Consider the following 25705-nt stretch of genomic DNA (forward strand, 5'->3'; position numbering starts at 1 on the left):
CCGCAGCTACCCCTCAGGGGTATGTCGACAGGCATGAAGTTACCCCCTTGGGGTATCGAATGCAAGTCCTTGAGCAATACCTGTGGGGGGTATTTCTGACAGCGTCTGCACCGGCAACCTGCCAAGCTGTGCGTCTACTGGCTCGACAAGGGGGTCACATGCCGGAGCTGGCGATCAGTACGCGCGGTCTGCGCAAGACCTACCGGACCCGGCGGGGCCGGAAGGTAGTGGCCGTCCAGGGCCTCGACCTGGACGTGCCGGTCGGGGGCGTGCACGGGTTCCTCGGGCCGAACGGGTCCGGGAAGACCACCTCGATCCGGATGCTGCTCGGGCTGATCCGGGCCGACGCCGGGTCGATGACGGTGTTCGGCCGGCCGGTGCCGGCCCGGTTGCCCGAGGTGGTCGGCCGGGTCGGCGCGATCGTCGAGTCGCCGAAGTTCTTCCCCGCGTTCAGCGGCCGGAAGAACCTGGAACTGCTCGCCGAGGCGATCGGCGCGCCCCGGCAGCGGGTCGGCGAGGTCCTCGAGCAGACCTCACTCGGCGAGCGCGGCAAGGACCGGTACAAGGCGTACTCGCTCGGGATGAAGCAGCGGCTGGCGATCGCCGCGACGCTGCTGAAGGAGCCCGAGCTGCTGATCTTCGACGAGCCGACCAACGGCCTCGACCCGGCCGGGATCCGGGAGATCCGCGAGACCATGCGCGGACTCGGGGACCAGGGCCGGACGGTCCTGGTCAGCTCCCACATCCTGGCCGAGGTCGAGCAGGTCGCCGACACCGTCTCGATCATCGGCCACGGCCGGCTGCTCGCCGCCGGGACGGTCGCCGAGGTGATCGGCGGCAGTACGGCGGGAACGGTCAAGATCGCGGTGGACGACCATGACGCCGCGACCCGGATCCTGACCGCGGCCGGGATGACGGTACGGGCCGACGGCAACTATCTCCTCGTCGACGGCGCCGAGCACCCGGCGGACGTGACCCGCCGGCTCGCCCAGCAGGAGCTGTACGTGTCCGAGCTGGTGCCGGTCCGCGCCGACCTCGAGTCGGTCTTCCTCGAGCTGACCGCCGGGGAGGGGTTGTGATGATCCGTCTCACCAAGGTCGAGCTGCGCCGGCTCACCGCCCGGCGGCTGACCGTCATCGGCGTACTCGGGGTGCTGGTGATCACCGCGCTGCTGCTGCTCGCCACCTGGTTCGAGGCCAGGCCGCAGTCCGAGGCGGAGCAGCGTTCGTCGCAGGCGCAGTACGAGGCGGCGCACCGGTACTGGGAGGAACACGCCGACGAGGATCGTGTGCGGTGCACGGAGGACTGGCAGAAGCAGCCGGATCCGAAACCCTCGCTGGAGGAGCTGTGCAGCTACCCGGAGCCGACCGTCGACCAGTTCGGCAAGCCGCGGATGGTGTTCGCCGAGGCGATGCCGGAGCTGCTGCTCGGAACGTCGTACCTGCTGGTCTTCGCCGCGTTCCTGATCGGGGCCAGCTTCGTCGGGGCCGAGTTCAGTACCGGTGCCATCGGCAACTGGCTGACCTTCGAACCACGGCGGCTGCGCGTCTACGGCAGCAAACTGCTGGCCGCCGCGATCGGCCTCGCTCCGGTGGCTGCCGTCGTCCTGGCGATCGTCCTGTTCGGGACCTATCTGATCGTCGATCAGCTCGGCGACACCTCCGGTACGACGGGGAAGGTCTGGGGTGATCTGGTCGCGACGGGCGGTCGTGCCGTCCTGTTGATCGCGATGGGAGCCGCGCTCGGCGGGGTGGTCGGGTTGTTGCTCCGGCACACGGCGGCCGCGATCGGTGTGGCGATGGGGTACCTGGTCCTGATCGAAGGTGTCTTTGCCGGGTTCCTGAACAAGGCGCAGCCGTGGCTGGTGAAGCTGAACTTCGACGCCTTCGTCCGGCACGACACGACGTACTACCTGAACGAGTGCTCGACCGGCGGCGACGGCAGCTACATGTGCAACAGCATCGAGAAGACGCTGTCGTTCGAGCACGGCGCCTGGTACCTCGGCATCCTCACCGTCGTCCTGGTCCTGCTCGGTGGAGCGGTCTTCTACCGCCGGGACGTCAGCTCCTAGCCCGGCGGAGTCGACCGAACAGCACGAGTCCGAGCGTGATGACCACGGCGACGGCGGCCAGCGCGAGACCGCGCCGGAGGCCGGGCGGCGTGTAGGTGCAGTCGACCCGGTCGGCGGAGTCCGGCAGCTGGACGGCGACCAGACCGCCGTAGTTGCGGGGAGTCTGAGCCTTCCCGCCGTCGACCGAGCACTGCCAGCCGGGCAGCTTCGGTACCGCGACGACGGCGTACCCCTTGGCGCCTGGAGGCAGCGTGGCGCTGATCGAATGGCCGCCGACCTCGACATCCGTTGCCCCGCTCAACCGCAGGTCGCGCACCGCCTTCGCCAGGCGCTGCTCGTCGAGACAGCCGATCGCACCCGTGGGGGTGATTCCCCGCGGCGCATCGGTGAACTTGATCTCGGCCGACACCACACCGGACGCCGGCACGGTGCCCAGGCGAACCATCGCGCTGTTGGTGTTGATCCCCGGCCGGCGGCTCGCGGTGAGCGCGACCCACCGGGTGCCGTCGGTCAGCCGTGCCTCCCCGGAGACCCGCGGCTGGTGCAGGTACGCCGTCGTACCAGGTGTGCACCGCCCGACCAGCTTCACGTCGCCGCCGGTGATCGACTTGCTGCCCTTGTACTCGGGGACCTCGTACACCTGGGTCCCGAGCAACCGCTCCTGTGCGACGAAGGCGTTCGACCCGGCCGTCATCCCGAGCCGTCGCCGGACCGTCACCAGCGGCGGGACCGCGGACCGGGTGATGACCTCCCGGCCGCCCGCCTCCAGGTGCAGGCGCGCGCCGATCGAGAAGATCGCGTCGATCACCGGATGCTCGAGATCGTGGGACGCGCGCCCGTACCCGGCCCAGCCGAAGCCGAGGCCGGTCAGCGTCTTGTTCAGCGAGAACGGCAACAGGCTGCTGTAGAACCCGGGGCCCTGACCGCCCAGCAACATCGGATCGTTCGGCGTCACCGCCGTCCCCGGATCGGCCCGGTACTTCGGCCAGTCGTTGGCTCCCGCGATCGCGTCGGCCCGCTCGGTCTGGTGCTGGTCCCACGGCGGCACCGACGCGCTGAGGATCTTCGACCGCTGCTCGTCCGTCACCACCGCGGTCCACGTGGTCTCCACGGCGACGACCGCCATCACCAGGGCGAACGCCACCGCGACCGGCCACTTGGTCCGTCGCAACGAGGCAGAGCGGCGTACCGCCCAAATGGTGCCCAGCGCAACGAAGGTGACGGCCCCGGAGGCGATCAGGACCGTCATGGCGTGCTTGGTCAGCAGCGGGCTGCCGTCGGACAGCACGGCGATGACCGCGAGCAGGGCCGCACCGCCCAGCAGTGCCAGCGGGCCGGGCAGGCGCTGCGCCACCGATACCCAGGCCACTACGACGATCACCCCACACAGCACGAAGGCCTCGCGGTACTGGCTCCCGTTCGGGGTGTCGAAGCCGTGCCACATCTCCTGCGTCGGCGTCCACAGGAAGGACAGGGCGATCGCCGCGGTCGTCACGATCCAGACCGCCTTGGTCCGGATCGTCACGTACCGGTTGAACGGCAGGGTCAGGGCGAGCAGCAGCGCGACCGTCCCGACGTACAGGCTGGCGGTGCGGCCGACGCCCTCGGACAGCGGGAGCAGTCGGGACAGGAAGAGGTCGACCGGGGCCGGCGTGAAGATGCCCGACGGGGACGGCGTCGCGAGGTCGTTGGCGGACAGGATCGGCAGCAGGAACGGGGCGGACAGGGCCAGCCCGAGCACGAACGAGATGCCGTGCCGTACGACGGCGCGCAGCCGGAGCATCCAGGTGAGGTCGCTGGTCAGCAGCCGCGCGATCAGGTAGAGGCCGGCTGCGATCGTTGCCATGTAGGCGGTGTAGAAGTTCGAGATCCAGAAGACCCCGACCACCAGCACGCTGAGCAGTCGGTTGGTCCGGCGCAGTGACCATTCGGCCACCAGGAAGAACATCGGCAGCGCGATCAGACCGTCCAGCCACATCGGTACATAGGCGCCGTCGTCGATCGCCCAGCCGCAGACTCCGTAAGAAGCTCCGAGAATCGCTGCAACCCAACGGGGTCCTGGAGACATCTTGAGTAGTAGGACCGCCATCGCGGCGGCCGCCAGGCTCAGCTTGAGGACGGTGATGACGAAGACGGCCAGGTCGATCTGGTCGCGGGGGAAGAGCCCCACCAACAGGGACAATGGGCTGCCGAGGTCGACGCCGTAGTCGGCCAGGAACCCGACGCCGAACGCGCTCTGCCAGTTGAAGAACAGGTCACCCTGGGCGCGGCCGTGCAGGACATCCCACAGGTGGGCGAAGAAAGGGATGTACTGGGTACCGAGATCGTTGGTACTGCGGGACAGTGAACCGAAGGGAAAGGTACCTCGGATGAATCCGGAGGCGGCGAACACCGCCGCCACCAGCACACCGGCGACGAGCGCGGGCAGTAATGCCGAGCGCTTCGCGGCCGGTCGCCGTACGTCCGGCTCGGCCGTCGTCACCGTCTCCACGGGGACGGTCGCAGGTGGGTCCTGTACCGCTCCGTCGTCCACTGGCCGCCCCTTTGCTCAGTTCTCGAGCACGTGCGCTCGATCGAGCGCCAACGTAGCGCGGAGTTCCGGTCTGGACAAGAATCGGTCCGATGAGGGGAGGTGGGACGGATGATGCGCCTGAGCCTGGTGGTGCCGTGCTACAACGAGGTCGAGGTGATCGAACGGTTCCATGATGCCGTCGGCCACGAACTGGCCGATATCGGCCGGCCGTACGAGATCGTGTACGTCGACGACGGCAGCACCGACGGCACCCTCGACGCGCTGGTGCGGCTCGCGGACGCCGATCCGACCGTCCGCTACCTGTCCTTCAGCCGGAACTTCGGCAAGGAGTCCGCGATGCTGGCCGGGCTGCGATACGCCTCCGGCGACGCGGTGGTGATCATGGACGCCGACCTGCAGCACCCGCCGGAGCTGATCGGCCGGATGCTGAAGCTGTACGAGCGCGGATTCGACCAGGTGATCGCGCGGCGGAACCGGGTCGGCGATCCGGCCACCCGGACGCTGTTCGCCCGGGCGTACTACTGGCTGATCAACAAGTGGGCCGACGTCGAGCTGATGGACGGGGTGGGCGACTTCCGGCTGCTGTCCCGCCGGGCCGTGGACGGGCTGCTCGAGCTGGGGGAGTACAACCGGTTCTCCAAGGGGCTGTTCGCCTGGATCGGGTTCGAGTCGATCCTGTTCGAGTACGACAACGTGAAACAGCCGGAGCGGAAGAGCCGGTGGACGTTCCGGCGGTTGGTGGAGTACGGGCTGGACGGGTTGCTCTCGTTCAACAACCGGCCGCTGCGGCTGGCGATCTACGTCGGCCTGCTGCTCACCGCGGTCGCCGCCGCGTATGCCGTCTGGGTGATCGCGGTGGCGGTCCTGCGCGGGGTCGAGATGCCCGGCTACGTCACGCTGATCGCCGCGATCACCGGGCTCGGCGGGCTGCAGATGGTGATGCTCGGGGTGATCGGCGAGTACATCGGCCGGATCTACTACGAGACGAAGAAGCGGCCGCACTACCTGCTCAAGCAGACCAACCTGAACCCGGCCGACCGGCCCGCGACCACCGACGACCGCGGCCGCACGGTCCCCTAAACGCACAGCGGCCCCGGGTGGACGAACCACCCAGGGCCGCTGCGTACGTCGTACCGCAAGGATCAGGCGGTCAGCCGCTCCTCGGTGGAGGTGGAGAACAGGTGCAGCTTGTCGGGCAGCGCCGCCAGGTGGATGGTCGAACCCTTCTCGACCGGCATCCGGGCGTCGATCCGGGCGACGATCTGCTGGTGCTCGTTGTTGTGCTCGGCGGTGCCGTACAGGTACGCGTCGGCGCCGAGCTCCTCGACCACGGCGACGTGGACCGGCAGCCCCTGATCGGCGACCTTGAAGGCCTCCGGCCGGACGCCCAGGGTCAGCGTCTTGTCGCTGCCGGCCTTGGCCAGGAGGCTACGCTCGAGCGGGACGACGTAGTCGCCCAGCTTTGCGCCGCTCTCGGTGATGTCCGCCTCGAGCAGGTTCATCGCGGGCGAACCGATGAAGCCTGCGACGAACTTGTTCTTCGGGTGGTCGTACAGGTTCAGCGGGGTGTCGACCTGCTGGAGCAGGCCGTCCTTCAGGACGGCGACCCGGTCGCCCATCGTCATGGCCTCGACCTGGTCGTGGGTGACGTACACCGTGGTGACACCGAGGCGCTGCTGCAGCTCGGCGATCTGGGTGCGGGTCTGGACGCGCAGCTTGGCGTCGAGGTTCGACAGCGGCTCGTCCATCAGGAAGACCTGCGGGTTACGCACGATCGCGCGGCCCATGGCGACACGCTGACGCTGACCACCGGACAGAGCCTTCGGCTTGCGCTCGAGGTACTCCTCCAGGCCGAGCAGCTTGGCGGCCTCCATCACGCGCTTGGCGCGGTCCTCCTTGGAGACACCCTGCATCTTCAGCGCGAAGCCCATGTTGTCCGCGACCGACATGTGCGGGTAGAGCGCGTAGTTCTGGAACACCATCGCGATGTCCCGCTCCTTCGGCGGACGGTGCGTGACGTCGCGGTCGCCGATGTAGATGGAGCCCTCGTTGACCTCTTCGAGGCCGGCGAGCATCCGGAGCGAGGTGGACTTGCCGCAACCCGACGGGCCGACGAGAACCATGAACTCGCCGTCCTCGATCTCGAGGTTGAGCTTGTCGACGGCGGGGGTGTCACCACCGGGGTAGATCCGGGTGGCTGCCTTGAAAGACACAGTGGCCATGACGATGTACTTCCCTTCACCGGCAGGAACGTGCCGGACGATCCGAGTAAAGGCCCCCGGTCGGGGGTGGGGTAATCCTCACCCGCCCGGCTCGTCCTGACAAGGTGTACGGCGTGTGACGTGTCCGTTCTGTTCACGTAGTGGACAACTCCGCGCAGTCTGCAAGTTCTTGCAGGATCTTGCTGCAAGGTCAACGGGTGGTGGGTACAGTGCCCCGCGTGAGCAGCAGAGCACGGCTGGCGGACATCGCGGCCAAGGCGGGGGTGAGCGAGGCCACGGTCTCGCGCGTGCTGAACGGTAAGCCGGGGGTGGCCGAGGAGACCAAACAGTCGGTCCTGACCGCGCTGGACGTCCTCGGGTTCGAACGGCCGACCCGGTTACGCCGCCGGTCGGCGGGGCTGATCGGTCTGGTGATGCCGGAGTTGATCAACCCGATCTTCCCGGCGTTCGCCCAGGTGATCGAGTCCGCGTTGTCACAGCGCGGGTTCACCCCGGTGCTGTGCACCCAGTCGCCGTCCGGGGCGACCGAGGAGGAGTACGTCGAGATGCTGCTCGAGCGCGGCGTCTCCGGGATCATCTTCGTCTCCGGCCTGCACGCCGACACCGGCGCCGACCATGCGCGCTACCAGTCACTGGTCGACCGGCGGTTGCCGGTGGTGTTCGTGAACGGCTGGCTGCCCGGGGTGGAGGCGCCGTTCGTGTCGTCGGACGAGTACGCCGCGATGGAGCTCGCGGTGGCCCATCTGGTGTCCCTCGGCCACCGCCGGATCGGCTTCGCCTCCGGGCCGGAACGGTTCATCGTGGTGCAGCGGAAACTGGCCGGTTACCGCACCTCGATGAAGGCCCAGCTCGGCGTGCACGACGGGGAGCTGGACGAGGTGGTCGCCTTGAGCATGTTCGGTGTCGAGGGCGGCGCCGCGGCGGCCCAGCAGCTGCTGGACGCCGGGGTCAGCGCGGTCATCTGCGGCTCCGACATGATGGCCCTCGGCGTCATCCGCGCCGCCCGCCAGCGCGGTCTCTCGGTCCCCGGCGACATCTCGGTGGTCGGCTACGACGACGCCCCGATGATGGAGTTCACCGACCCGCCCCTGACCACCGTCCGCCAACCCGTCCACGCCATGGGCCTGGCCGCCGTCCAATCCCTCCTCGAGGAAGTCCGCGGCCACTCCACCCCGCACACCGAGTTCCTCTTCCGTCCCGAGCTGGTCGTCCGAGCCTCCACCGGCCCGGTCCGTTAGAACCAGTCCTCGCAGGTCTTGGACCGGAAATCCGGCAGCGAGCGAGTCACGTTGGAGGTCGAGTCCGGGTCGGCGGACGGCACCAGCACGGTGCCGGCCTGAAGGTCTTCCAGGTCACGCTCGCTGAACTCGAGGTGCGTCGCGGACCAGCTGCTGTCGTTCGACCAGCCGTAGATCACGTAGCGCGTCTCCGGCTCCCGCGGCTTCAGGGAGCCGACGAGCCGCCAGCCGTTGCCGCCGTCGGTGAGGCTGAACTGGGAGAAGTCGGTCACCGGCGGACTGACCTCCCACCTGCCGAACTCCTCGTCGTCGGGCAGATACATGGTCGCGCCGTCGATGTGGCCTTCACACATCTGTACGACCACCACTGGCCGGCCCGCGGCGTCGACGGTCACGCCGACCACACCGCCGGTTGGAACTCCGCACCCGACGACCGCCGCCAGGCAGCTGATCGCAGCCAGGCCAGTCCCCACCCACCTCCGCATCACCTCAGGTTAGGTGGCGAGGGCGTCGTACCAAGGACTCCGGCCCGGAGCCGTCCCCTGCCGGGCGGTCCGGGCCGGAGGGCCTGGGGTGACTACTTGCTGGTGTGGAAGGCAGCGGCCGCGGCGGAGGCGAGGCCGTTGGCCCAGAGTTGGTCGACGCGGGCGCGCTCGTTCGCGTCCGGGTAGGCGTTGGTGCAGGACGGGCCGGGACCGCCACCGGACATCAGCTCGGAGCAGGGGCCGGAGTAGTGGTCCGGCAGGCCGAGCACGTGACCGGTCTCGTGGGCGGTGATCCGGGTCGGGTCGTACTGCTGCGACTGGGCGTAGTCCAGGAAGATGTAGCCGCGACCATGTCCGTCGGTCGAGGCGTACGAACCGCGCGGGTCGTTGCCCTCGGTGTAGTAGAAGTCGTAGTTGCTGCCCTCGACCAGGGTGACGTTGCCGACCGAGGAGTTCCAGATCGACGTACTCGAGTTGATCTGCGACCGGAACGTGGGGGCGTCGACGGCGTACACGACGGTGACGGCGGCGGCCTTCTTGCCGGCCTTGGCGTTCTGGGCCGTCTTGGCGCGCGCGGACTTCATCACGGCGTCGTAGAAGGCCTTGGTGGCGGCCTGGTCCTGCGGCGAGCCGGTGTAGGCGGCGCGGGTCGTCGAGGTCGAGGCGGACGTGGTGGCCGGTGCCGGCGCGGGGGACGCTGCGGCGAAGCTGGGGACGGCCAGTGCGGCGGCGGCGAGCCCCGCGAGCGAAGTCAGGATACGGCGATGCGACATTGGAGGGCCTCACTCCGGATCTGTGGCGGAAAGCGACCAGCGGATTACTGTTCGCTACAGACCGGATGCTGCCAAGTCTCCGGGAGTTCCGCACCAGATCGGTAAAAACTCGGGGGTTAACCCGCGACGGACGCTCGCCGTCGTATGCCGCTCATAATGCGCGGCCTATGCGTCACTCGCTCGGGATGCCGACGTTGAGGATGCGGGCACCGGGGCCGCGTTCGGCCAGCCGGTCGGCCTTGTTGTAGAGGTTGCAGCGCTGCAGGCTCAGGCAGCCGCAGCCGATACAGCTGTCCAGGTCGTCCCGGAGTCGCTCGAGCTCGGCGATCCGCTCGTCGAGCCGGCCGCGCCACGATTTCGACAACCGGCTCCAGTCGGCGCGGGTCGGCGTCCGGTCGTCCGGCAGGGAATCCAGTGCGCCTTTGATCTCAGCCAGCGCCAGCCCGACCCGCTGGGCCGCCTGCACGAACGCGACCCGGCGCAACGTGCTCCGCTGGTACTGACGCTGGTTCCCGGCGGTCCGCCGGGACTGGATCAGGCCCTGGTCCTCGTAGAACCGCAACGCCGACGCGGCGACTCCGGACCGATGAGCGATCTCCCCGATGGACAGCCAGTGCTCTTTGCTCGGCACGTTCTCCTCCGCCATACCGCCACCCTAGAACCGTCGCCCAAGAACTCAAGCTCACTTGAACTGCGTGAGGTATGCCACCGTGGTGGGTGGTCTGGTCCGGGCCGGTGTGGTCAGAGCAGCGGCTACGGTCGGGTATACTTTTCTGCGTCGGTGCGCGCGTCGCGTCACCAGAAGATTTTCCCAGGCGCTCCGACCCGTCGGTTTCAGCATCCGGCTGAAGGTCCCCGGCGACATGGGTGCAACGCGATAGCACCCGCAGGTCGATGCCCGTCTCCTGCTCAGCACGTTCTGTCCGGTCACGTCTGTGACCGGCCTTTCTGTGCGGTTGCGATCCGGCCACTCGTCCGTGACGTTGAGAGAGAGTTTTTGCGTGACCCAGCACCACCAGGACAACCAGCCTGCCGACGGCAACCAGGCCGACGGCCGGAGCAAGAAGCCGCGGCACAAGAAGTTCCAGAACCAGTCGTTCGGCGAGCGGATGGCAGCCCAGGCTCAGGCCGAGGCGGCCGCGGCGCCGGCCGGCGAGGTTCGGAACGACGCTGCCCGCGGTGAGCGCCGGGGCGGACCCACCCAGTACTCCGACCGCGGCTCCCGCACCTCCACCGACGATCGTCGCGACAACCGCCCGGTGAAGGGCTACCGCGCCGAGCGTGCCAACGAGCCGCGCACCGACCGCCGGTCCGTCAACCGCGACGACCGCCCGCAGTACAACCGTGCCGACCGGCCGCAGTTCAACCGCGAGGACCGGCCGCAGTTCAACCGCGAGGACCGCCCGCAGTACCGGCGGGACGACCGGCCGCAGTTCAACCGGGACGACCGTCCGCAGTTCAGCCGGGATGACCGGGCGCGCGACGACCGCCCGTCGTACCGGCGCGAGGACCGGCCGCAGTACAACCGGGACGACCGGCCGCAGTACGACCGGAGTGACCGGTCGTCGTACCGGCGGGACGACAAGCCGGTCCGTGACCGGGCGCCGTACCAGGAGAACAAGCGTGTCGAGCAGCCGGAGGACCTGGGCACCGTTGCCCCGGACAACCAGTTCGCCGCCCTCGGGCTCGCGCCGCGGCTGGTCCAGCGGCTGGCCCGGGACGGCATCAGCGCGCCGTTCCCGATCCAGGCCGCGACCATCCCGGACGCGCTGGCCGGCAAGGACGTACTCGGCCGCGGTCAGACCGGTTCCGGCAAGACGCTCGGTTTCGGCCTGCCGACGCTGACCCGGCTGGCCGGTGGCCGGACCGAGTCGCGCCGTCCGCGCGGCATGATCCTGGTCCCGACGCGTGAGCTGGCGATGCAGGTGCACGACGCGCTCGAGCCGCTCGCCCACGTGATGAACGTGTCGCTGAAGCTGATCGCCGGCGGCCTGCCGTACCCGAAGCAGATCGAGGCGCTGCGTCGCGGTGTCGACCTGCTGATCGCGACCCCGGGCCGGCTGATCGACCTGTGCGAGCAGGGCGCGGCCGACCTCGGTGCGGTGGAGATCGCCGTCCTTGACGAGGCCGACCACATGTGCGACATGGGCTTCATGCCGGCGGTCACCACGCTGCTCGACATGACCCCGGCCGACGGACAGCGCCTGCTGTTCTCGGCGACGCTGGACAACGACGTCGACACCATCGTGAAGACCTACCTGAAGGACCCGGTCACGCACTCGACCGAGTCGGGACAGGCCACCGTCACCACGATGGAGCACCACCTGCTGGTGATCGAGCCGGCACACAAGCAGTCGCTGACGGCCGAGCTGGCCAGCCGCGACGGCCGGACGATCGTGTTCGTCCGCACCAAGCTGGGCGCCGACCGTGTCGCCACTCAGCTGCGGGACCGCGGCGTGATGGCCGCGGCGCTGCACGGCGGGCTGACCCAGGGCGCCCGGAACCGGACGCTGGACCAGTTCAAGGACGGTTCGGTACCGGTGCTGGTGGCAACGGATGTCGCGGCGCGCGGGATCCACGTCGACGACGTCGGCCTGGTCGTCCAGGCTGACCCGCCGGCCGAGCACAAGGACTACCTGCACCGCGCGGGCCGTACGGCGCGTGCCGGTGGCAAGGGTGCCGTGGTCACGCTCCTCCTGCCGCACCAGCGGCGGGGCATGATCCGGATGGCCGAGTCGGCCGGCGTCGAGGCCGAGCCGGTGCGCGTCCGTCCGGGCGACCAGCTGATGACCGAGCTGACCGGCGGCACCAAGCCGTCCGGGTACCCGGTGAAGCTGCCGGCCCCGAAGCCGGCGCGCTTCGGCAAGGGTGGCGGCGGCAAGCGGTACGGCAGCAGCCGTCCGGGTCGCGGTCACGACAGTCGCGGCAGCAGCGGTCCGCGTCGGAGCGGCGGCCCCCGCCGTACCGACAGCAACCGCTACGAGGGCGGCAAGTCCTACCAGCGCTGAGCTTGACCGAAGGCCCTGGTTTCTCCTTGTACCTAAGGGGAAACCAGGGCCTTTACTGTGTCAGGATCGCCCAGAGGCGGGCGAGGACGGCGGCGATCTCGCTGTCGTCGAGCGGGATGAGCTCGAGCATCAACTCGTCCTGGTCCGCCCGGTCCGTCATCACGTAGATCGACGGCGACCCAGCCTCCAGTTCGGTGGCGATGCGCTTGGCGTCCGGCACCTTCAGCAGCACCCGCGACACCTGTAACCCGGTCGGATCCGGCACTACTTCGGTCGAAACACCAGGGATCTCGTTGGCGGCCCGGGCGAACGAGGTCACCTTGCCCAGTTGGTCCGCCTCCCACTTGACCCGGTCGAAGGCCTGCCATTCCTCGAGTGCGGCCAGGACGCCGATGACGGCCTCCTTGGTCGGCTTCATCACCCGGCCGATGCCCTTGTCCTGCGCCCGAACGGACTGGACCAGCGGCCAGCTGCCCGCGACCAGCCCGGCGGTGGGGGAACCGAGGTACTTCTGCCCGCTGACCAGGACCAGGTCCGCTCCGGTCGAGAGCAGGTCCGCGATCCGGGGGAACTGGGCGGCGCCGTCGATGATCGCCGGGACGCCGCGACGGTGTGCGGCCCGCACGGCCGCGACCAGATCGATCGGCTCGCCGTGGGTCAGCCGGGACGAGACGAGGAACAGGCAGGCAACGTCCGGTCCGTCGAGCTCTTCCTCCAGATCGTCAATGCCACAACGGGTTTCGTCGCCCGCGAGGTCGACCTGCGCTCCGGCCAGCCGGACGCCCTGCAGGTTCGAGTGGCCGTAGTTGACGACATGGCCGGCCGGCATCACGACGCGGTTGTGCATATCCGTTGTGTCCGGCAACGCTGCCACCCGGCGCGGGTCCCCGCCGGTCATGGTGGCCGCGACCGAGAGCGTGATACCCGCTGCGGTGCAGTGGACGACCGCGCCGGCCTGCGCGCCGGTCACCTGGGCGATGGCCTCGCTCGCGCGGTCGCCGAGCTCGTCCATCACAAAGAATTCGGGCAACGCCTGTGCGACGGCCTCCGCCACCCCGTAGGAGCTCCGGGACACCCCGAGCGGGGTGTACGTCCCCTTGGCATTGATCACCACACTCAACCGATACCGATCGTGGATGCTCATGGTGCTGCACACAGTAGTGGTCACCGACAGTGGTTGGCGAGAGTCAGAACGCCAGATCTTGACCCGAACCTACTAGTGAGTCATTCTCAGTTTCCAGAACTCCCCTGCCGTCCTGATCGTGCGTCTCGAGGAGGATCCGTGCAGCACCGCCCCGCTCGCCGAACCATCCGTACGACGATCGCGGCGGCCGCGATCACCGCCGTCCTGGCTGCCCTGCCGGCACCCACCCAGGCCAAGCCCTCGGCCGTGGCCGCGGCACCACCGACGGACTACTGCGCCGGGCAGTGCGACGACATCGTCACGCCCGGGCAGAACGGCAACGCAACCTTCACGGATCTCCTTCTGTTCAAGGGTTTCGGGACCCGGCCACCGCATTTCAGCGACTCGCTGAAGCCTTACGAGAACCTGGTCTGGAACTCCCAGGGCATCACCGACGACGGTCTCGGCGGGTACTTCGACGACGCGTCGTTCGGGGTCAAGGCGGGTGATGTCGCGAGCACGATCCAGCCGCGCGCGGACGTCACGATCGTGCGGGACAAGTCGCGCGGCATCCCGCACATCACCGGCACCACGCGGCAGGGCGTCATGTTCGGCGCCGGGTACGCCGGGGCACAGGACCGGCTGTTCGTCATGGACGTGTTCCGCCATCTCGGCCGCGGTCAGTTGACCCCGTTCGCGGGTGGCGCGCCGGCCAATCGAGCGTTCGAGCAGGAGTTCTGGCGCACCGCGCCGTACAACGAGGCCGATCTGCAGAAGCAGTACGACGACGCCGACGAACGGTACGGCGCCGACGGCGTGAAGATGCAGCAGGACATCAAGGCCTGGGTCGACGGGGTCAACCACTACATCAACACGATCGGCATCGCGTACCCCGGTGAGTACGTCGCGCTCGGCCTGGACTGGCCGACCCCGCAGTGGAAGGTGACCGACGTGGTCGCCACCGCGGCCGTTGTCGCCGGCATCTTCGGCACCGGCGGCGGGCGCGAGATCGCGTCGGCGTTGGCTCTGCTCGAGGCACAAGCGAAGTACGGCGTTGCCCAGGGCACCAAGGTGTGGGAGTCGTTCCGGTCGCAGAACGATCCGGAAGCGAACACCACGGTCCACAACGGCGCGACCTTCCCGTACGGCGAGACCGGTCCGAACCCGGCCGGTCGCGCGCTCCCGGATCGCGGTTCGGTCACCCCGGAGCCCGAGGTGATCAATCAGACGGTCAAGAGCGCGAGCACACCGGTGGTCCCGAAGGGTTCGGAGTCGCTGCGAGGCATCTTCGACCAGGGCCTGTTCCCGGAGGGCTTCGGCGAGAAGGGCATGTCGAACGCCCTGCTCGTCTCGGGTCAGCACACCGTCAGTGGCAATCCAGTCGCCGTCTACGGCCCGCAGACCGGGTACTTCGCGCCGCAACTGCTGCTCCGTCAGGAACTCCAAGGTCCCGGTGTCAGTTCCGGCGGTATCGCCTTCGCCGGGCTGAACTTCTACACGCTGATCGGGCGCGGTCCGGACTACTCGTGGAGTGCCACGTCTGCCGGCCAGGACATCACCGATACGTTCGCCGTACCGCTGTGCGAACCCGGCGGCGGGACGCCGACGAAGAACTCCCAGCACTACGAGTACCGCGGCCAGTGTGTCCCGATCGAGCGGCTCGAGCGGCACAACGAGTGGTACGCCAGCCTCGGGTCCTCCGAACCGGCCGGCTCGTACACGCTGGTTGCCCTGCGCACCAAGTACGGCATCGTCACGAACCGGGGTACGGTCGGCGGCCGGCCGGTGCTGTTCACCAAGAACCGGTCGACCTACGGCAACGAGGCCGGCTCCGCGCTCGGGTTCATGCAACTCAACGACCCGGACCGGATCCACTCGGCGGCCGACTTCCAGAGCGCCGCGCACAACATCGGCTACACCTTCAACTGGTTCTACACGGACAAGACGTCGATCGCGTACTACAACTCCGGTGACAACCCGGTCCGCGCGGCCGGCGCCGACCCGAACCTGCCGACCTGGAGCTCGTACGAGTGGCAGGGCTGGAACCCGGACACCAACCGCGCGACCTACACCCCGGCCGCCCAGCACCCGCAGGTGGTCAACCAGGACTACCTGACCAGCTGGAACAACAAGCAGGCACCCGGGTTCTCCGCATCCGACGGTCAGTTCGGCTACAACGCGGTCTACCGCAGTCAGCCGCTCGACGACCGGATCAAGGCCGTCATCAACAGCGGACAGAAGTTCACCCGTGGCAAGCTGGTCGAGGCGATGGAGGACGCCGGCACGGTCGACCTGCGCGGCGACCAGGTGGTGCCTTACCTGCTTCGGGTCCTGAAGTCTGCGCCGATCGCCGATCCGGCCGTGGCCGACGCGGTCGCCAAGCTCACCGCATGGCAGGCGGCCGGCAGTCACCGGAGGAGTCCGAACGCCTCGTCGAAGGTCTACGACCACAGCGAGGCGATCCGGATCCTGGACGCCTGGTGGCCGCTGCTGGTGCCGGCGCAGTTCAAGGACCTCGGTCCCGACCTGTACGCCGCCCTGGTCGCGAACCTGAAGATCGACGAGCGGCCGAGTGCGCAGGGATCCGCGTTCCAGAGCGGATGGTGGGGTTTCGTCCAGCGCGACCTGCGCAAGGTGCTCGGCGACTCGGTGCAGGCGCCGCAGCCGGTCACGTTCTGCGGCGGCGGGTCGCTCGCGGCCTGTCGTGCGGTGCTCGCCGACTCTTTGCTGGCGGCAACCAAGGTGCCGGCGGCGACGACGTACCCGGCGACCGCGGACTGTGCCGCGGGTGATCAGTTCTGTGCGGATCAAATTGTCCACAATCCGATGGGTGGCATCACCCAGGACCGGATTGCCTGGGTCAACCGGCCGACGTACCAGCAGGTGATCGAGTTCCCGGCCCGCCGGGGTGACGACGTCAGCAACCTCGCCGCGGGTAAGACGGCGACCGCCAGCAGCCACGAGACCGGGTGGTACAACTCGCCGCCGGCCAACGCGGTCGACGGGAAGCTGAGCACTCGGTGGGCGAGCAACTGGTCCGATCCGCAGTGGCTGAAGGTCGACCTCGGCAGTGAGCAGACGATCCGGCGGGTGGTGCTGCACTGGGAGGCGGCGTACGGGAAGTCGTATCGAGTGGACGTGTCCCGGGACGGGTCGACGTGGCAGCAGGTGTACGCGACCACGACCGGTAACGGTGGGGAGGACGTCGTACGGTTCGACGCGGTGCCGGCCCGGTATGTCCGGGTCACCGGGACGCAGCGGGCGACGTCGTACGGGTACTCGCTCTACGAGCTACAGGTCTACCGGCAATGACGGCCGGGAGCCTGTCAGGATGAGGGCATGAACCAGAACTATCCCCCGAACCCGAACCAGCCGTACCCGCCGCAGCAGGGTTACCAGCAGGGCCCGCCGCCCGGGTACGCGCCGCCGCAGCAGCAGCCGGGGTACCGGCCGGGTCCGCCGCAGCAGGGGTACGGGCAGCAGCCCGGATACGGTCAGCCCGGGTACGGTCAGGCTCCCGGCAACTACCAGCCGACTCAGCAGAACGCACCACATGTCGCGCCGCAGGGTTCGCCGTACCCGGTGCTGGTCTCGACCATGAACGACCTGCCCGGGTACACCGCGGACAAGGTGTTCGGCGAGGTGTTCGGGCTGACCGTGCGCAGCCGCGACTTCGGATCGAACTTCACCGCCGGTTTCCGGTCGCTGGCCGGTGGCGAGGTGCCGGAGTACACCCAGATGCTGGCTGAGTCGCGGCACGTCGCGGTGATGCGGATGTGCCAGATGGCCCAGCAGATGGGGGCGAACGCGATCCTGGCGATGCGGTTCGACTGCACCGAGATCGCCAACACGATGAGCGAGGTGGCCGCCTACGGTACGGCGGTCGTCGTCCGCAAGAACGAGCCGCCGAGGCCCGTTCCCGCTGAGGATGATGCGAATGACAGCTGATCTTGCCTTCGGCCCCGATTTCCGGTGGGGGGTGTCGACGTCGGCGTACCAGATCGAAGGAGCCGTGGCCGAGGGTGGCCGCGGCCCGTCGACCTGGGACACGTTCTGCGCCGAGCCGGGCCGGATCCTGAACGGCGACACCGGTGCGGTCGCCTGTGACCACTTCCACCGGTACGCCGAGGACGTCGCGCTGATGCGGGAGCTCGGGGTCGACACGTACCGGTTCTCGTTCTCGTGGCCGCGGATCCAGCCGTCGGGCAGCGGGCCGGGGAACGCGGCCGGGCTGGATTTCTACGACCGGCTGATCGACACGTTGCTGGGCGCCGGGATCCAGCCGGCGCCGACGCTGTTCCACTGGGACACCCCGCAGCCGCTGGAGGACGCGGGCGGGTGGCTGTCTCGCTCGATCACCGACCGGTTCGCCGACTACGCATCGCTGCTTGCGGCGCGGTTCGCGGATCGGGTGCCGCTGTGGATCACCATCAACGAGCCGATGGTGCTCACGCTGATGGGCTACTCGCTGGGTGCCCACGCGCCGGGTCGTTCGTTGATGTTCGACGCGTTGCCGGTCGCGCATCACCAGCTGCTGGCGCACGGCCGCGCGGTGCAGGCGCTGCGCGCGAGCGGTGCGTCGAACATCGGGATCGCCAGCAACCACGCGCCGACCTGGCCGGCCAGCGACAGCGTCGAGGACAAGGAAGCGGCCGGTCTCTACGACAATCTGATCAACTGGCTGTTCGCCGACCCGGTCCTGCTCGGGACCTACCCGTCCGGCTTCGAGGCCGCGATGCCGGGGCCGGTCTCGGATGACCTGGCCGTCATCTCTACTCCGGTGGACTTCTTCGGGATCAATCACTACGCGCCGGTGTCGGTCGGCGCCGCTACCGGTCAGGCCGATACCGCAGCGACGGACGGGATCCTGCTGCCGCCGGGGCTGCCGTTCGAGCCGCGGTCGCTGGAGGGTTATCCGAAGACCGACTTCGGCTGGCCGGTCGTGCCGTCCGCGTTCGGCGAGATCCTGCGCATCTTCAAAGACCGGTACGGCGACCGGCTGCCACCGATCTACATCACCGAGAATGGGTGCTCGTACGGCGACCCGGTGGATGATCAGCGGCGGATCGACTACCTGGACGGGTACCTGCGGTCGCTGCGGCAGGCGATGGACGACGGTGTCGACGTCCGCGGGTACTTCCAGTGGTCGCTGCTGGACAACTTCGAGTGGGCGGCCGGGTACTCCCAACGCTTCGGCCTGGTGCACGTCGACTTCGACACCCAGGTCCGGACGCCGAAAGCGTCGTACCACTGGTTCCGTGACGTGATCGCGCAGAGCCGGGGATGATTCCCGAGCCGGGGGTCGTGCCGACGGCGTTCGCGGAACCGGTCGCCCGGGTCCGGTCGCGCTGGACGGCGGCCGTCGTACTGGCGAATGTCGGGGTTTTCGCGGCCTGGTTGGGACCGATCCAGGTGCTGCTCGCGAAACAGTCCGAGGCGGTTGCTCCGGGCAACAAGGAGTTCGTGTTCGGATTGGTGACGGGGATCGGCGCGGCGGTCTCGGTGGTCGCGAACCCGTTGGCCGGCGCGATCTCCGACCGTACGACGTCGCGCTTCGGCCGCCGGGTTCCGTGGGTGCTGGCCGGGGCTCTCGGCGGGGTTGTTGGACTCCTGGTGCTGTCGGGCGTCGCGTCTGTCGCGTGGATGTTGGTGGGCTGGTGCTTGGTGCAGTTGTTCGGCAACGCGTTGCTCGCGGCAATCACGGCCGCCGTTCCGGACCGGGTCCCGACGCTCCAGCGCGGGGCGGTCGGGGGATGGGTCGCGTTGTCCCAGGTCTTCGGTGCCCTGGTCGGCACCGGGCTTGCGACGTACTTCGGTGGGATCGGTGCCGGGTACGTCGCTTGTGCGGTCTTCCTGCTGTTGTCGGTGCTGCCGTATCTACTGGGCAGCGGGGACGAGCGGCTGGTTTCGCGGCCGCCGCTGGTGATGCGCGACTTCGTCCGCGGATTCTGGATCAGCCCGCGCCGCTACCCGGACTTCGGCTGGGGCTGGCTGACGCGCTTCCTGTTCAACGTGGGCAACGCGCTCGGGACGCTGTACCTCTTCTTCTATCTGCAGGACGAGGTCCGCGTCGACGAGCCCGATACCGCCGTACTGATCCTGACCGCGATCTACAGCGCCTGCGTCCTCGTCACCTCGGTTGCCTTCGGCACCTGGTCCGACCGGATCGCCCGCCGCAAGATCTTCGTCACCGCCTCCGGCGTGGTGATGGCGGTGGCCGGTGTCGTCCTCGCCTTCTGGCCCACCTGGCCCGGCGCCGTCCTCGGCGCGATCATCCTCGGCGCCGGCTTCGGCGTCTACCTCTCCGTCGACTTCGCCCTCCTCACCCAGATCCTCCCCAGCGCCCGCGACCGCGCCAAGGACCTCGGCGTCATCAACATCGCCAACTCCCTCCCCCAGGTCTTCGCCCCCGCCATCGCCGCCCCCATCGTCAAACACCTCGGCGGCTACCCCACCCTCTACCTCCTGGCCGCCACCGTCACTCTCGTAGCCGGCCTCCTGGTCCGCCAAATCCGCACCGTCAATTAACAAGCGCATTTGACGTGAGGGCTCGTCGGGATGGGGTGGGGGCGTCATTATGAGGGCACATCGTTTGGGGAGGGGGCCTTGTGTCGGCGGATCCTCGGGTCGTTGGTCAGGTCAGGAAGAAGCGGAACAAGTTCGGTGAGCCCGCGGTCAAGTGGTTGTCTGTTCGTCAGTTGGTCCGGACCGCGCTCGAGGTGATGAAGGCGACATGGTTCGCGCGGTTCGCGGACAAGCGGGATGTGATCGGCACGGTCCGGGCGGGCTATTACGCGTTGACGCCTCCGGATCACCAGAAGCCGGTCCGGGTCGACTTTGCGGCGGATACCGGGGACGGATTCGATGCGACGCTCGCTGTGGCCAGACTTCTGGCGGGCGGCGCGTCCACGCAGGAAGTGCGAGACCTGGGTCCGGCCGAGTTGCTTGTGCTGGGAGGCGACGAGGTCTATCCGGTGGCCAGTGCCGACGGATACCGCCAACGGCTCACAGCGGTGTTCCGGGCTGCTCGCCTCTGTTATCCGCAGTTCCTCACTCCCGATTCCCCGCACGGGCCTCCGGTGCTCGCACTCCCCGGGAACCACGACTGGTACGACGGGCTGTCCGCGTTTCGTCGTACCTTCTGCGAGTCGTGGACCCGGATGGACGACGAAGTCGATGCCGACGGCTTGACGAAGGTCGGGTCCTACGAATCCGATGAGGTGACCAGGCAACGAGAGGTCGCCGGAGGGTGGACGACGGTGCAGTCGCGCAGCTATTTCGCGATTCGGGTTCATCCCAAGTGGTGGATCTGGGGGATGGACTCGCAACTCGACGCCCCGGTCGACGCCGGCCAACTCGCCTATTTTCAGCAGGCCAAGCGCCTGCTGACAGAGGACGACGGCGTCGTACTCTGCACCTCCACGCCGAACTGGCTGGAAGCCGACGGGGAAAGTCCGCCGGATTTGGTTCGGGAAACACCGCTGTCCACCATGGTGAATTTCCTGCATCGATACCAGCTCAGGCCGCCTGGCCGGCAACTCCGCATGATCGTGACCGGCGACAAGCATCACTACTCACGCTATGTCCCGGCCGAGCAGCAGCCGGACGACGGCAAGGGTGTGAAGTGGGTTTCCGGTCCTGCGCTCATCACGTGCGGCGGCGGTGGTGCCTTCACCTCTCCCACGCATCATCTGACTGAGCACCTGTCCGTGCCCTGGGGTCGCAACAGTCCCCGACACGTCACGCGGTACGACCAGAGCAAGGTCTACCCGAGCGCGACCGAGTCGAGAAGGATGCGTCGCGACATCTGGACAATGGGGTGGCGAAACGGGCCGGTGCTCCCGGCCCTCATCGGGGCCCTCCTGACCTGTGTGTTCGCGACAGTGCGCACTCAGCTGGTGCACCCGGCGTCCGTCGTTGCAGCCATCCTCCTTGCGCTTGTCCTGTGCACCTACGCCGCAACCGGAATTCGCGGCCGGAGGGACAGCCCTTGGATGTCCCGTCTGATCAAGATCGTGGTCGCCGGCGTCGGGCACACCGCGCTTCAGCTCGCTGCGGTTGTGCTCGTGGCCTGGCTGGTCCGCGGGTACGTCGACAGCGAAAGTCTGGCGTGGTGGTTGTGGCCGGCCGTCTATCTGGCGCTCGTCTTCCTCGGGACTCTGGTCTTCACGATCTACCTGCTGATCAGCGACCTCTTCGGTTTCCACGAGCTCGAGGCCTTCGCGTCGATGCGGTCGGAGAAGTTCAAGTCCGTGCTCCGGCTGACGTTCGACGACGCGAAGGTATCCGTCGAGGTGGTCGGGCTCGACCAGGCGCCGCCCGCTCGTTCGCCGGAGGTCGTGGTCGGCGATACGACGCTGGGACCACGTCAGGTCGAGCTCTTCGAGGTGACACGCACAGGTCCGCAGGTCGTGACCACCAGGTGACGGTCAGGCGGGGACCAGTTCGGGTTCCGGCCTGGTCGTCACGGCGGTGTACTCGGAGGTGAGGCGGCGGTACGTCGTGGTCAGGAAGGCCAGCAGGACGACGATCAGCATGATGGCGCTGGCGATGACGAAGGTGAGGGCCAAGCCCCGGGCTTCGCCTTGGCCCAGCAGCCAGCCGAAGGTGGTGTGGCCCGAGGTCGAGTTCATGTAGGGGACCAGCAGGAACTGGGCGACCGGGCCGATGGCGAAGGCGGCGACCGGCGTGGAGGCCGACTCGATGCTGTGGGCGAAGCCGAAGATGCGGCCCTGGGTCTCGAACGGTACGACGCGCTGCAGGATCGTCTGCTCGGCCGCCTCGGCGATCGGGACGACCAGCATGAACCCGAACATGCCCAGCACCAGCAGCGACTGCCATTCGCGGACCGCCGTGGTCATGCCGATGACCGCGATCGCGACGTTCGCCAGCAGCAGGATCCGCAGCGGCGAGCGGCCCAGGCCGAAGCGCGCCACCATCGCACCGCCGGCGATGAAGCCGACGCTGGTGATGCCGAGGACGAGGCCCCACGACTCGACCGAGAACAAAGTCAGGCCGTACGGGTCCATCAGCGTCATGAACACGCCCATGACGAGGTTGTTGAAGGTGCTGAACAGGACCAGCGGCACCAGACCCGGTACGGCGCGCATCGTCTGCCACGAACCGCGCAGGTCCAGGTGGTTGCGCTGGTGGCGTGCCGGGCGCGGCTCGTCGATCCGGATCGCGACCAGCAGGTGGCCGAGTACGACGGTCGTGAGTACGACGGCGATGGCGACCGTACCGCCCATCCCGAGGAACCCGACCGACAGCCCGCTGAGGATGCTGGTCACCAGGTGAGCCAGGCCGTTGACCGTGCCCACCATGCCGTTGGCCTTGTCACGGCGGTCCGCGGGAACCAGGAGCGTCACCGTCGTGGACAGTGCGATGCTGCGCAGCCCGCCCGCGAGGCTGCCGACGAGGACCAGGGCCGCGAACACCCAGAACCAGGGCTTGTTCCAGTCGGTGACCGGGACCGCCAGGTACACCACGCCGGCCACGGCGAAGGCGGCTCCGGTGGTCGAGCTGGAGATCACCATCGCCGTCTTCTTGCGGTTCGCGTCGACGATCGCGCCGAAGACGACGCCCGCCAGCGCGCCGGCCAGCATCGAGCTCCCGGAGACGATGGACGCGACCAGTACCGACTTCGTCACCAGGTAGACCCAGAACGCCAGCGCGAAGGACAGGAACGTGGTCGTGACGTTGGCGATGAGGGTGTTGACCAGCAACCGCTTGAAGGTGCTGTTCTGCGCACTCATGGTGACTCCTGAGTCGTGATTCGGTCGGCTCTCACTTGTTCGTCGGACGAGCCGGGCGAGATTTGACACAGTCGGCGCCACGAATTTCTGACCGCGGTTAGGGTGCGTGCATGTCACCGGTGCTGCAGTCGTCCAAGCTCGCGAATGTCTGTTACGAGATCCGTGGGCCGGTCCTGGACGAGGCACAGCGGCTGGAGGCGGCCGGGCACCGGATCCTCAAGCTCAACACCGGCAACCCCGCGCCGTTCGGGTTCGAGTGCCCGCCGGAGATCCTCGAGGACATCGTGCGTAGTCTCGCGGACGCGCACGGTTACGGTGACGCCAAGGGGCTGCCGGCCGCCCGCCGGGCCGTCGTGCAGCACTACCAGCCGTGGGGGATCCACCTGGACATCGAGGACGTGTACATCGGCAACGGTGTGTCCGAGCTGATCCAGATGGCCGTCCAGGCGCTGCTCGAGGACGGTGACGAGGTCCTCATCCCCGCTCCGGACTACCCGCTGTGGACCGCGGCGGTCGCGCTGGCCGGAGGTACGCCGGTGCACTACCGCTGCGACGAGCAGGCGGACTGGATGCCGGACCCCGCCGATATCGAGCGGAAGATCACCGACCGCACCAAGGCGCTGGTGATCATCAACCCGAACAACCCGACCGGCGCCGTCTACGACCGCGAACTCCTGGTCCAGCTGACCGAGATCGCGCGCCGGCACGGGCTGCTGATCTACGCCGACGAGATCTACGACAAGATCCTGTACGACGGCGTGGAGCACACCCCGCTGGCGTCGCTGGCTCCCGACGTACTGACGCTGACCTTCAACGGACTGTCGAAGGCGTACCGCGTGGCCGGCTTTCGCTGCGGATGGCTGGCGGTGAGTGGGCCGAAGCACCAAGCCGCCAGCTATCTCGAGGGTCTGACGATCCTGTCGAACATGCGGCTGTGCGCGAACATGCCCTCACAGCACGCCGTCGCCACCGCGCTCGGCGGCAGGCAGTCGATCAAGGATCTGGTGTTGCCCGGCGGACGACTGCTGGCGCAACGCGATACGGCGTACGAGCTGCTGACCCAGATCCCTGGCGTGACCTGTGTGAAGCCGAAGGGTGCGCTGTATGTGTTCCCGCGGCTGGACCCGAAGGTCTTCGGGATCACCGACGACCGGCAGTTCGTCCTCGACCTGCTCCGGGCCGAGAAGATCATGATCGTCCACGGCACCGGCTTCAACTGGCCCGAACCCGACCACATCCGCATCGTCACCCTCCCGCACAAGGACCAACTCGAAGACGCCCTCACCCGAATCGCGACGTTCCTCGATTCCTATCGCCAACGGTCATAAGAGCCTGAAGCGTCTCGAAGTCCCCGGCCGGGAGGGACACCAGGCCGCGGCGGAGCTGGTAGCCCCAGTTGGGTTGCCGGGTGAGCTCCAGTTCGATCTCGCGCAGTGACACCGGTTGGACAGGCAGGAAGTCGACCCGGCGCCGCCACGGGCGGATGGTGCCGTGCGCACCCATCTCCATCGGCTCCCCCAGATAGGGCTCGTCGTCGGCGATGAGGCCGAGCGCGGTGAACGCGCGGAGCGGTGTCGTGTCGCCGAAGCGGTCGGTCGGGGAGTAGATGACGAAGCCGTCCTCCCGGCTCAGCCGCGCGACGTTGTTGCGCTTTCCGTGGTTGAGCTGGATGAAGCTCTGCTGTACCGCGATCCGCGCATGCTCGGCCGAGACGACTCCGAGCCAGGCTCGTTCAGGTTTCATCCGACCAGCATCCGGCCCGATAGTTGACATGTTCTGTCTTATATCCGGCACGGATAAGGTGCGCTATGCCCTTGTTCTCGTTTGAAGGTAAGAGTCCGGTGGTGCATCCGGAGGCCTGGATCGCGCCGACTGCCACGTTGGTGGGGGATGTGGTGGTCGAGGAGGGGGTGTCGATCTGGTACGGCGCGGTGGTGCGGGCCGATCTGGGCCGGATCACGATCCGGGCGGGGGCGAACATCCAGGACAACACCGTGATCCATGTCGGCAGCAACGGGTGTGAGATCGGGCCGAACGCGACCGTCGGGCATCAGTGCCTGGTGCACGACTGTGTGATCGGCGAGCAGGCGCTGGTGGGGAACGGCGCGATCGTGCTCGACGGTGCGGTGGTGGGTGAGCGCAGTCTGATCGCGGCCGGCTCGACGGTGACGCCGGGGGCGGTGATTCCGCCGGAATCGGTCGCGATGGGCAGTCCGGCGAAGAAGATCGTGCCGCTCGAAGGAGTCGCAAAACTCTTCGTCGACCACAACGCCGCCATCTACCACGACCTGGCCCGCCGCCACGCAGCGACAGTCGAAGAAGTCAGCTAGCACGAACGGGTCCCATGGTGGGAATCTCCCGACTCCCCACCACGGGTCCGCTGGTCAGGCTGTCTGCTCAACCCGACCACCTACCGGTACCCAGACGGCCGATCCGGACTCTTGTCGCCCTCGCCACAGCTGTTAACGTGACGGCGTAGTCTTGCAATGATTATAAG

20 protein-coding genes are annotated in these 25705 nt (G+C 68.1%); 12 read left to right on the forward strand and 8 right to left on the reverse strand.

Annotated elements, in window-relative coordinates; all coding sequences use genetic code 11:
• The first annotated feature begins 158 nt into the window (after positions 1 to 158).
• Positions 159 to 1079, forward strand: a complete 921-nt coding sequence (locus ACGFIF_RS11635; RefSeq protein ID WP_393154180.1) for an ABC transporter ATP-binding protein — start codon at positions 159 to 161, stop codon at positions 1077 to 1079.
• On the forward strand, positions 1079 to 2071 hold the full coding sequence (locus tag ACGFIF_RS11640; protein ID WP_393154181.1) for an ABC transporter permease subunit: 993 nt from the start codon (positions 1079 to 1081) through the stop codon (positions 2069 to 2071). The genes ACGFIF_RS11635 and ACGFIF_RS11640 overlap by 1 nt, the downstream gene beginning before the upstream one ends.
• Here ACGFIF_RS11640 and ACGFIF_RS11645 read toward each other — a convergent pair.
• Positions 2061 to 4604, reverse strand: coding sequence for a YfhO family protein (locus ACGFIF_RS11645; RefSeq protein WP_393154182.1), 2544 nt, complete (start codon positions 4602 to 4604; stop codon positions 2061 to 2063). The two genes, ACGFIF_RS11640 and ACGFIF_RS11645, sit on opposite strands and share 11 nt — an antisense overlap.
• A gap of 108 nt (positions 4605 to 4712) precedes the next feature.
• On the opposite strand from ACGFIF_RS11645, the gene ACGFIF_RS11650 reads away from it, so the two are divergent.
• On the forward strand, positions 4713 to 5684 hold the full coding sequence (locus tag ACGFIF_RS11650; RefSeq protein ID WP_393154183.1) for a glycosyltransferase family 2 protein: 972 nt from the start codon (positions 4713 to 4715) through the stop codon (positions 5682 to 5684).
• Positions 5685 to 5746: 62 nt separating this feature from the next.
• On the opposite strand, the gene ACGFIF_RS11655 is transcribed toward ACGFIF_RS11650, so the two are convergent.
• A complete protein-coding gene (locus tag ACGFIF_RS11655) occupies positions 5747 to 6826 on the reverse strand; it encodes an ABC transporter ATP-binding protein (RefSeq protein ID WP_393154184.1) in 1080 nt (359 codons plus the stop codon).
• Between the two features lie 218 nt (positions 6827 to 7044).
• Between ACGFIF_RS11655 and ACGFIF_RS11660 the strand changes: the two genes are divergently transcribed.
• The gene (locus ACGFIF_RS11660) at positions 7045 to 8064 is read left to right on the forward strand and encodes a LacI family DNA-binding transcriptional regulator (protein ID WP_393154185.1); all 1020 of its coding nucleotides are present in this window, start codon (positions 7045 to 7047) and stop codon (positions 8062 to 8064) included.
• Here the strand turns inward: ACGFIF_RS11660 and ACGFIF_RS11665 are convergent.
• From ACGFIF_RS11665 to soxR, 3 genes are all read right to left on the reverse strand, one after another.
• On the reverse strand, positions 8061 to 8549 hold the full coding sequence (locus ACGFIF_RS11665) for a hypothetical protein (protein WP_393154186.1): 489 nt from the start codon (positions 8547 to 8549) through the stop codon (positions 8061 to 8063). The genes ACGFIF_RS11660 and ACGFIF_RS11665 overlap by 4 nt on opposite strands.
• A 92-nt stretch (positions 8550 to 8641) precedes the next feature.
• Complete coding sequence (gene snpA, locus ACGFIF_RS11670) at positions 8642 to 9322, reverse strand: snapalysin (protein ID WP_393154187.1); 681 nt, start codon at positions 9320 to 9322, stop codon at positions 8642 to 8644.
• Between the two features lie 172 nt (positions 9323 to 9494).
• Complete coding sequence (gene soxR / locus ACGFIF_RS11675) at positions 9495 to 9968, reverse strand: redox-sensitive transcriptional activator SoxR (protein ID WP_393154188.1); 474 nt, start codon at positions 9966 to 9968, stop codon at positions 9495 to 9497.
• 355 nt (positions 9969 to 10323) lie between these two features.
• On the opposite strand from soxR, the gene ACGFIF_RS11680 reads away from it, so the two are divergent.
• Entirely contained in the window at positions 10324 to 12330 is a 2007-nt protein-coding gene (locus tag ACGFIF_RS11680; RefSeq protein ID WP_393154189.1) for a DEAD/DEAH box helicase, read from the forward strand.
• 52 nt (positions 12331 to 12382) lie between these two features.
• Here the strand turns inward: ACGFIF_RS11680 and ACGFIF_RS11685 are convergent, their stop codons facing one another.
• Positions 12383 to 13474 carry an aminotransferase class V-fold PLP-dependent enzyme gene (locus tag ACGFIF_RS11685; protein ID WP_393154190.1) on the reverse strand — a complete coding sequence of 364 codons (1092 nt, stop codon included), beginning with the start codon at positions 13472 to 13474 and terminating at the stop codon, positions 12383 to 12385.
• A 138-nt stretch (positions 13475 to 13612) separates the two neighbouring features.
• On the opposite strand from ACGFIF_RS11685, the gene ACGFIF_RS11690 reads away from it, so the two are divergent.
• The 5 genes from ACGFIF_RS11690 to ACGFIF_RS11710 all read left to right on the forward strand — a co-directional run bounded on the left by ACGFIF_RS11690 (position 13613) and on the right by ACGFIF_RS11710 (position 21879).
• Positions 13613 to 16765 carry a penicillin acylase family protein gene (locus ACGFIF_RS11690; protein ID WP_393154191.1) on the forward strand — a complete coding sequence of 1051 codons (3153 nt, stop codon included), beginning with the start codon at positions 13613 to 13615 and terminating at the stop codon, positions 16763 to 16765.
• 27 nt (positions 16766 to 16792) lie between these two features.
• Complete coding sequence (locus ACGFIF_RS11695; protein WP_393154192.1) at positions 16793 to 17401, forward strand: heavy metal-binding domain-containing protein; 609 nt, start codon at positions 16793 to 16795, stop codon at positions 17399 to 17401.
• Complete coding sequence (locus ACGFIF_RS11700; RefSeq protein ID WP_393154193.1) at positions 17391 to 18740, forward strand: GH1 family beta-glucosidase; 1350 nt, start codon at positions 17391 to 17393, stop codon at positions 18738 to 18740. Before ACGFIF_RS11695 ends, ACGFIF_RS11700 begins: the two co-directional genes overlap by 11 nt.
• Positions 18737 to 19981, forward strand: a complete 1245-nt coding sequence (locus ACGFIF_RS11705) for an MFS transporter (protein ID WP_393154194.1) — start codon at positions 18737 to 18739, stop codon at positions 19979 to 19981. Before ACGFIF_RS11700 ends, ACGFIF_RS11705 begins: the two co-directional genes overlap by 4 nt.
• Positions 19982 to 20061: 80 nt before the next feature.
• A complete protein-coding gene (locus tag ACGFIF_RS11710) occupies positions 20062 to 21879 on the forward strand; it encodes a hypothetical protein (protein WP_393154195.1) in 1818 nt (605 codons plus the stop codon).
• Between the two features lie 3 nt (positions 21880 to 21882).
• On the opposite strand, the gene ACGFIF_RS11715 is transcribed toward ACGFIF_RS11710, so the two are convergent.
• Entirely contained in the window at positions 21883 to 23208 is a 1326-nt protein-coding gene (locus tag ACGFIF_RS11715; protein WP_393154196.1) for an MFS transporter, read from the reverse strand.
• Between the two features lie 110 nt (positions 23209 to 23318).
• On the opposite strand from ACGFIF_RS11715, the gene ACGFIF_RS11720 reads away from it, so the two are divergent.
• Complete coding sequence (locus tag ACGFIF_RS11720) at positions 23319 to 24536, forward strand: pyridoxal phosphate-dependent aminotransferase (RefSeq protein WP_393154197.1); 1218 nt, start codon at positions 23319 to 23321, stop codon at positions 24534 to 24536.
• On the opposite strand, the gene ACGFIF_RS11725 is transcribed toward ACGFIF_RS11720, so the two are convergent.
• Positions 24490 to 24951, reverse strand: coding sequence for an EVE domain-containing protein (locus ACGFIF_RS11725; protein ID WP_393154198.1), 462 nt, complete (start codon positions 24949 to 24951; stop codon positions 24490 to 24492). The two genes, ACGFIF_RS11720 and ACGFIF_RS11725, sit on opposite strands and share 47 nt — an antisense overlap.
• Before the next feature lie 98 nt (positions 24952 to 25049).
• On the opposite strand from ACGFIF_RS11725, the gene ACGFIF_RS11730 reads away from it, so the two are divergent.
• Entirely contained in the window at positions 25050 to 25538 is a 489-nt protein-coding gene (locus ACGFIF_RS11730; RefSeq protein WP_393154199.1) for a gamma carbonic anhydrase family protein, read from the forward strand.
• The last annotated feature ends 167 nt before the right edge of the window (positions 25539 to 25705 follow it).

Origin of the sequence: Kribbella sp. NPDC049174, assembly GCF_043197365.1 — a bacterium.
In the GTDB taxonomy this organism is placed as follows: Bacteria; Actinomycetota; Actinomycetes; order Propionibacteriales; family Kribbellaceae; genus Kribbella.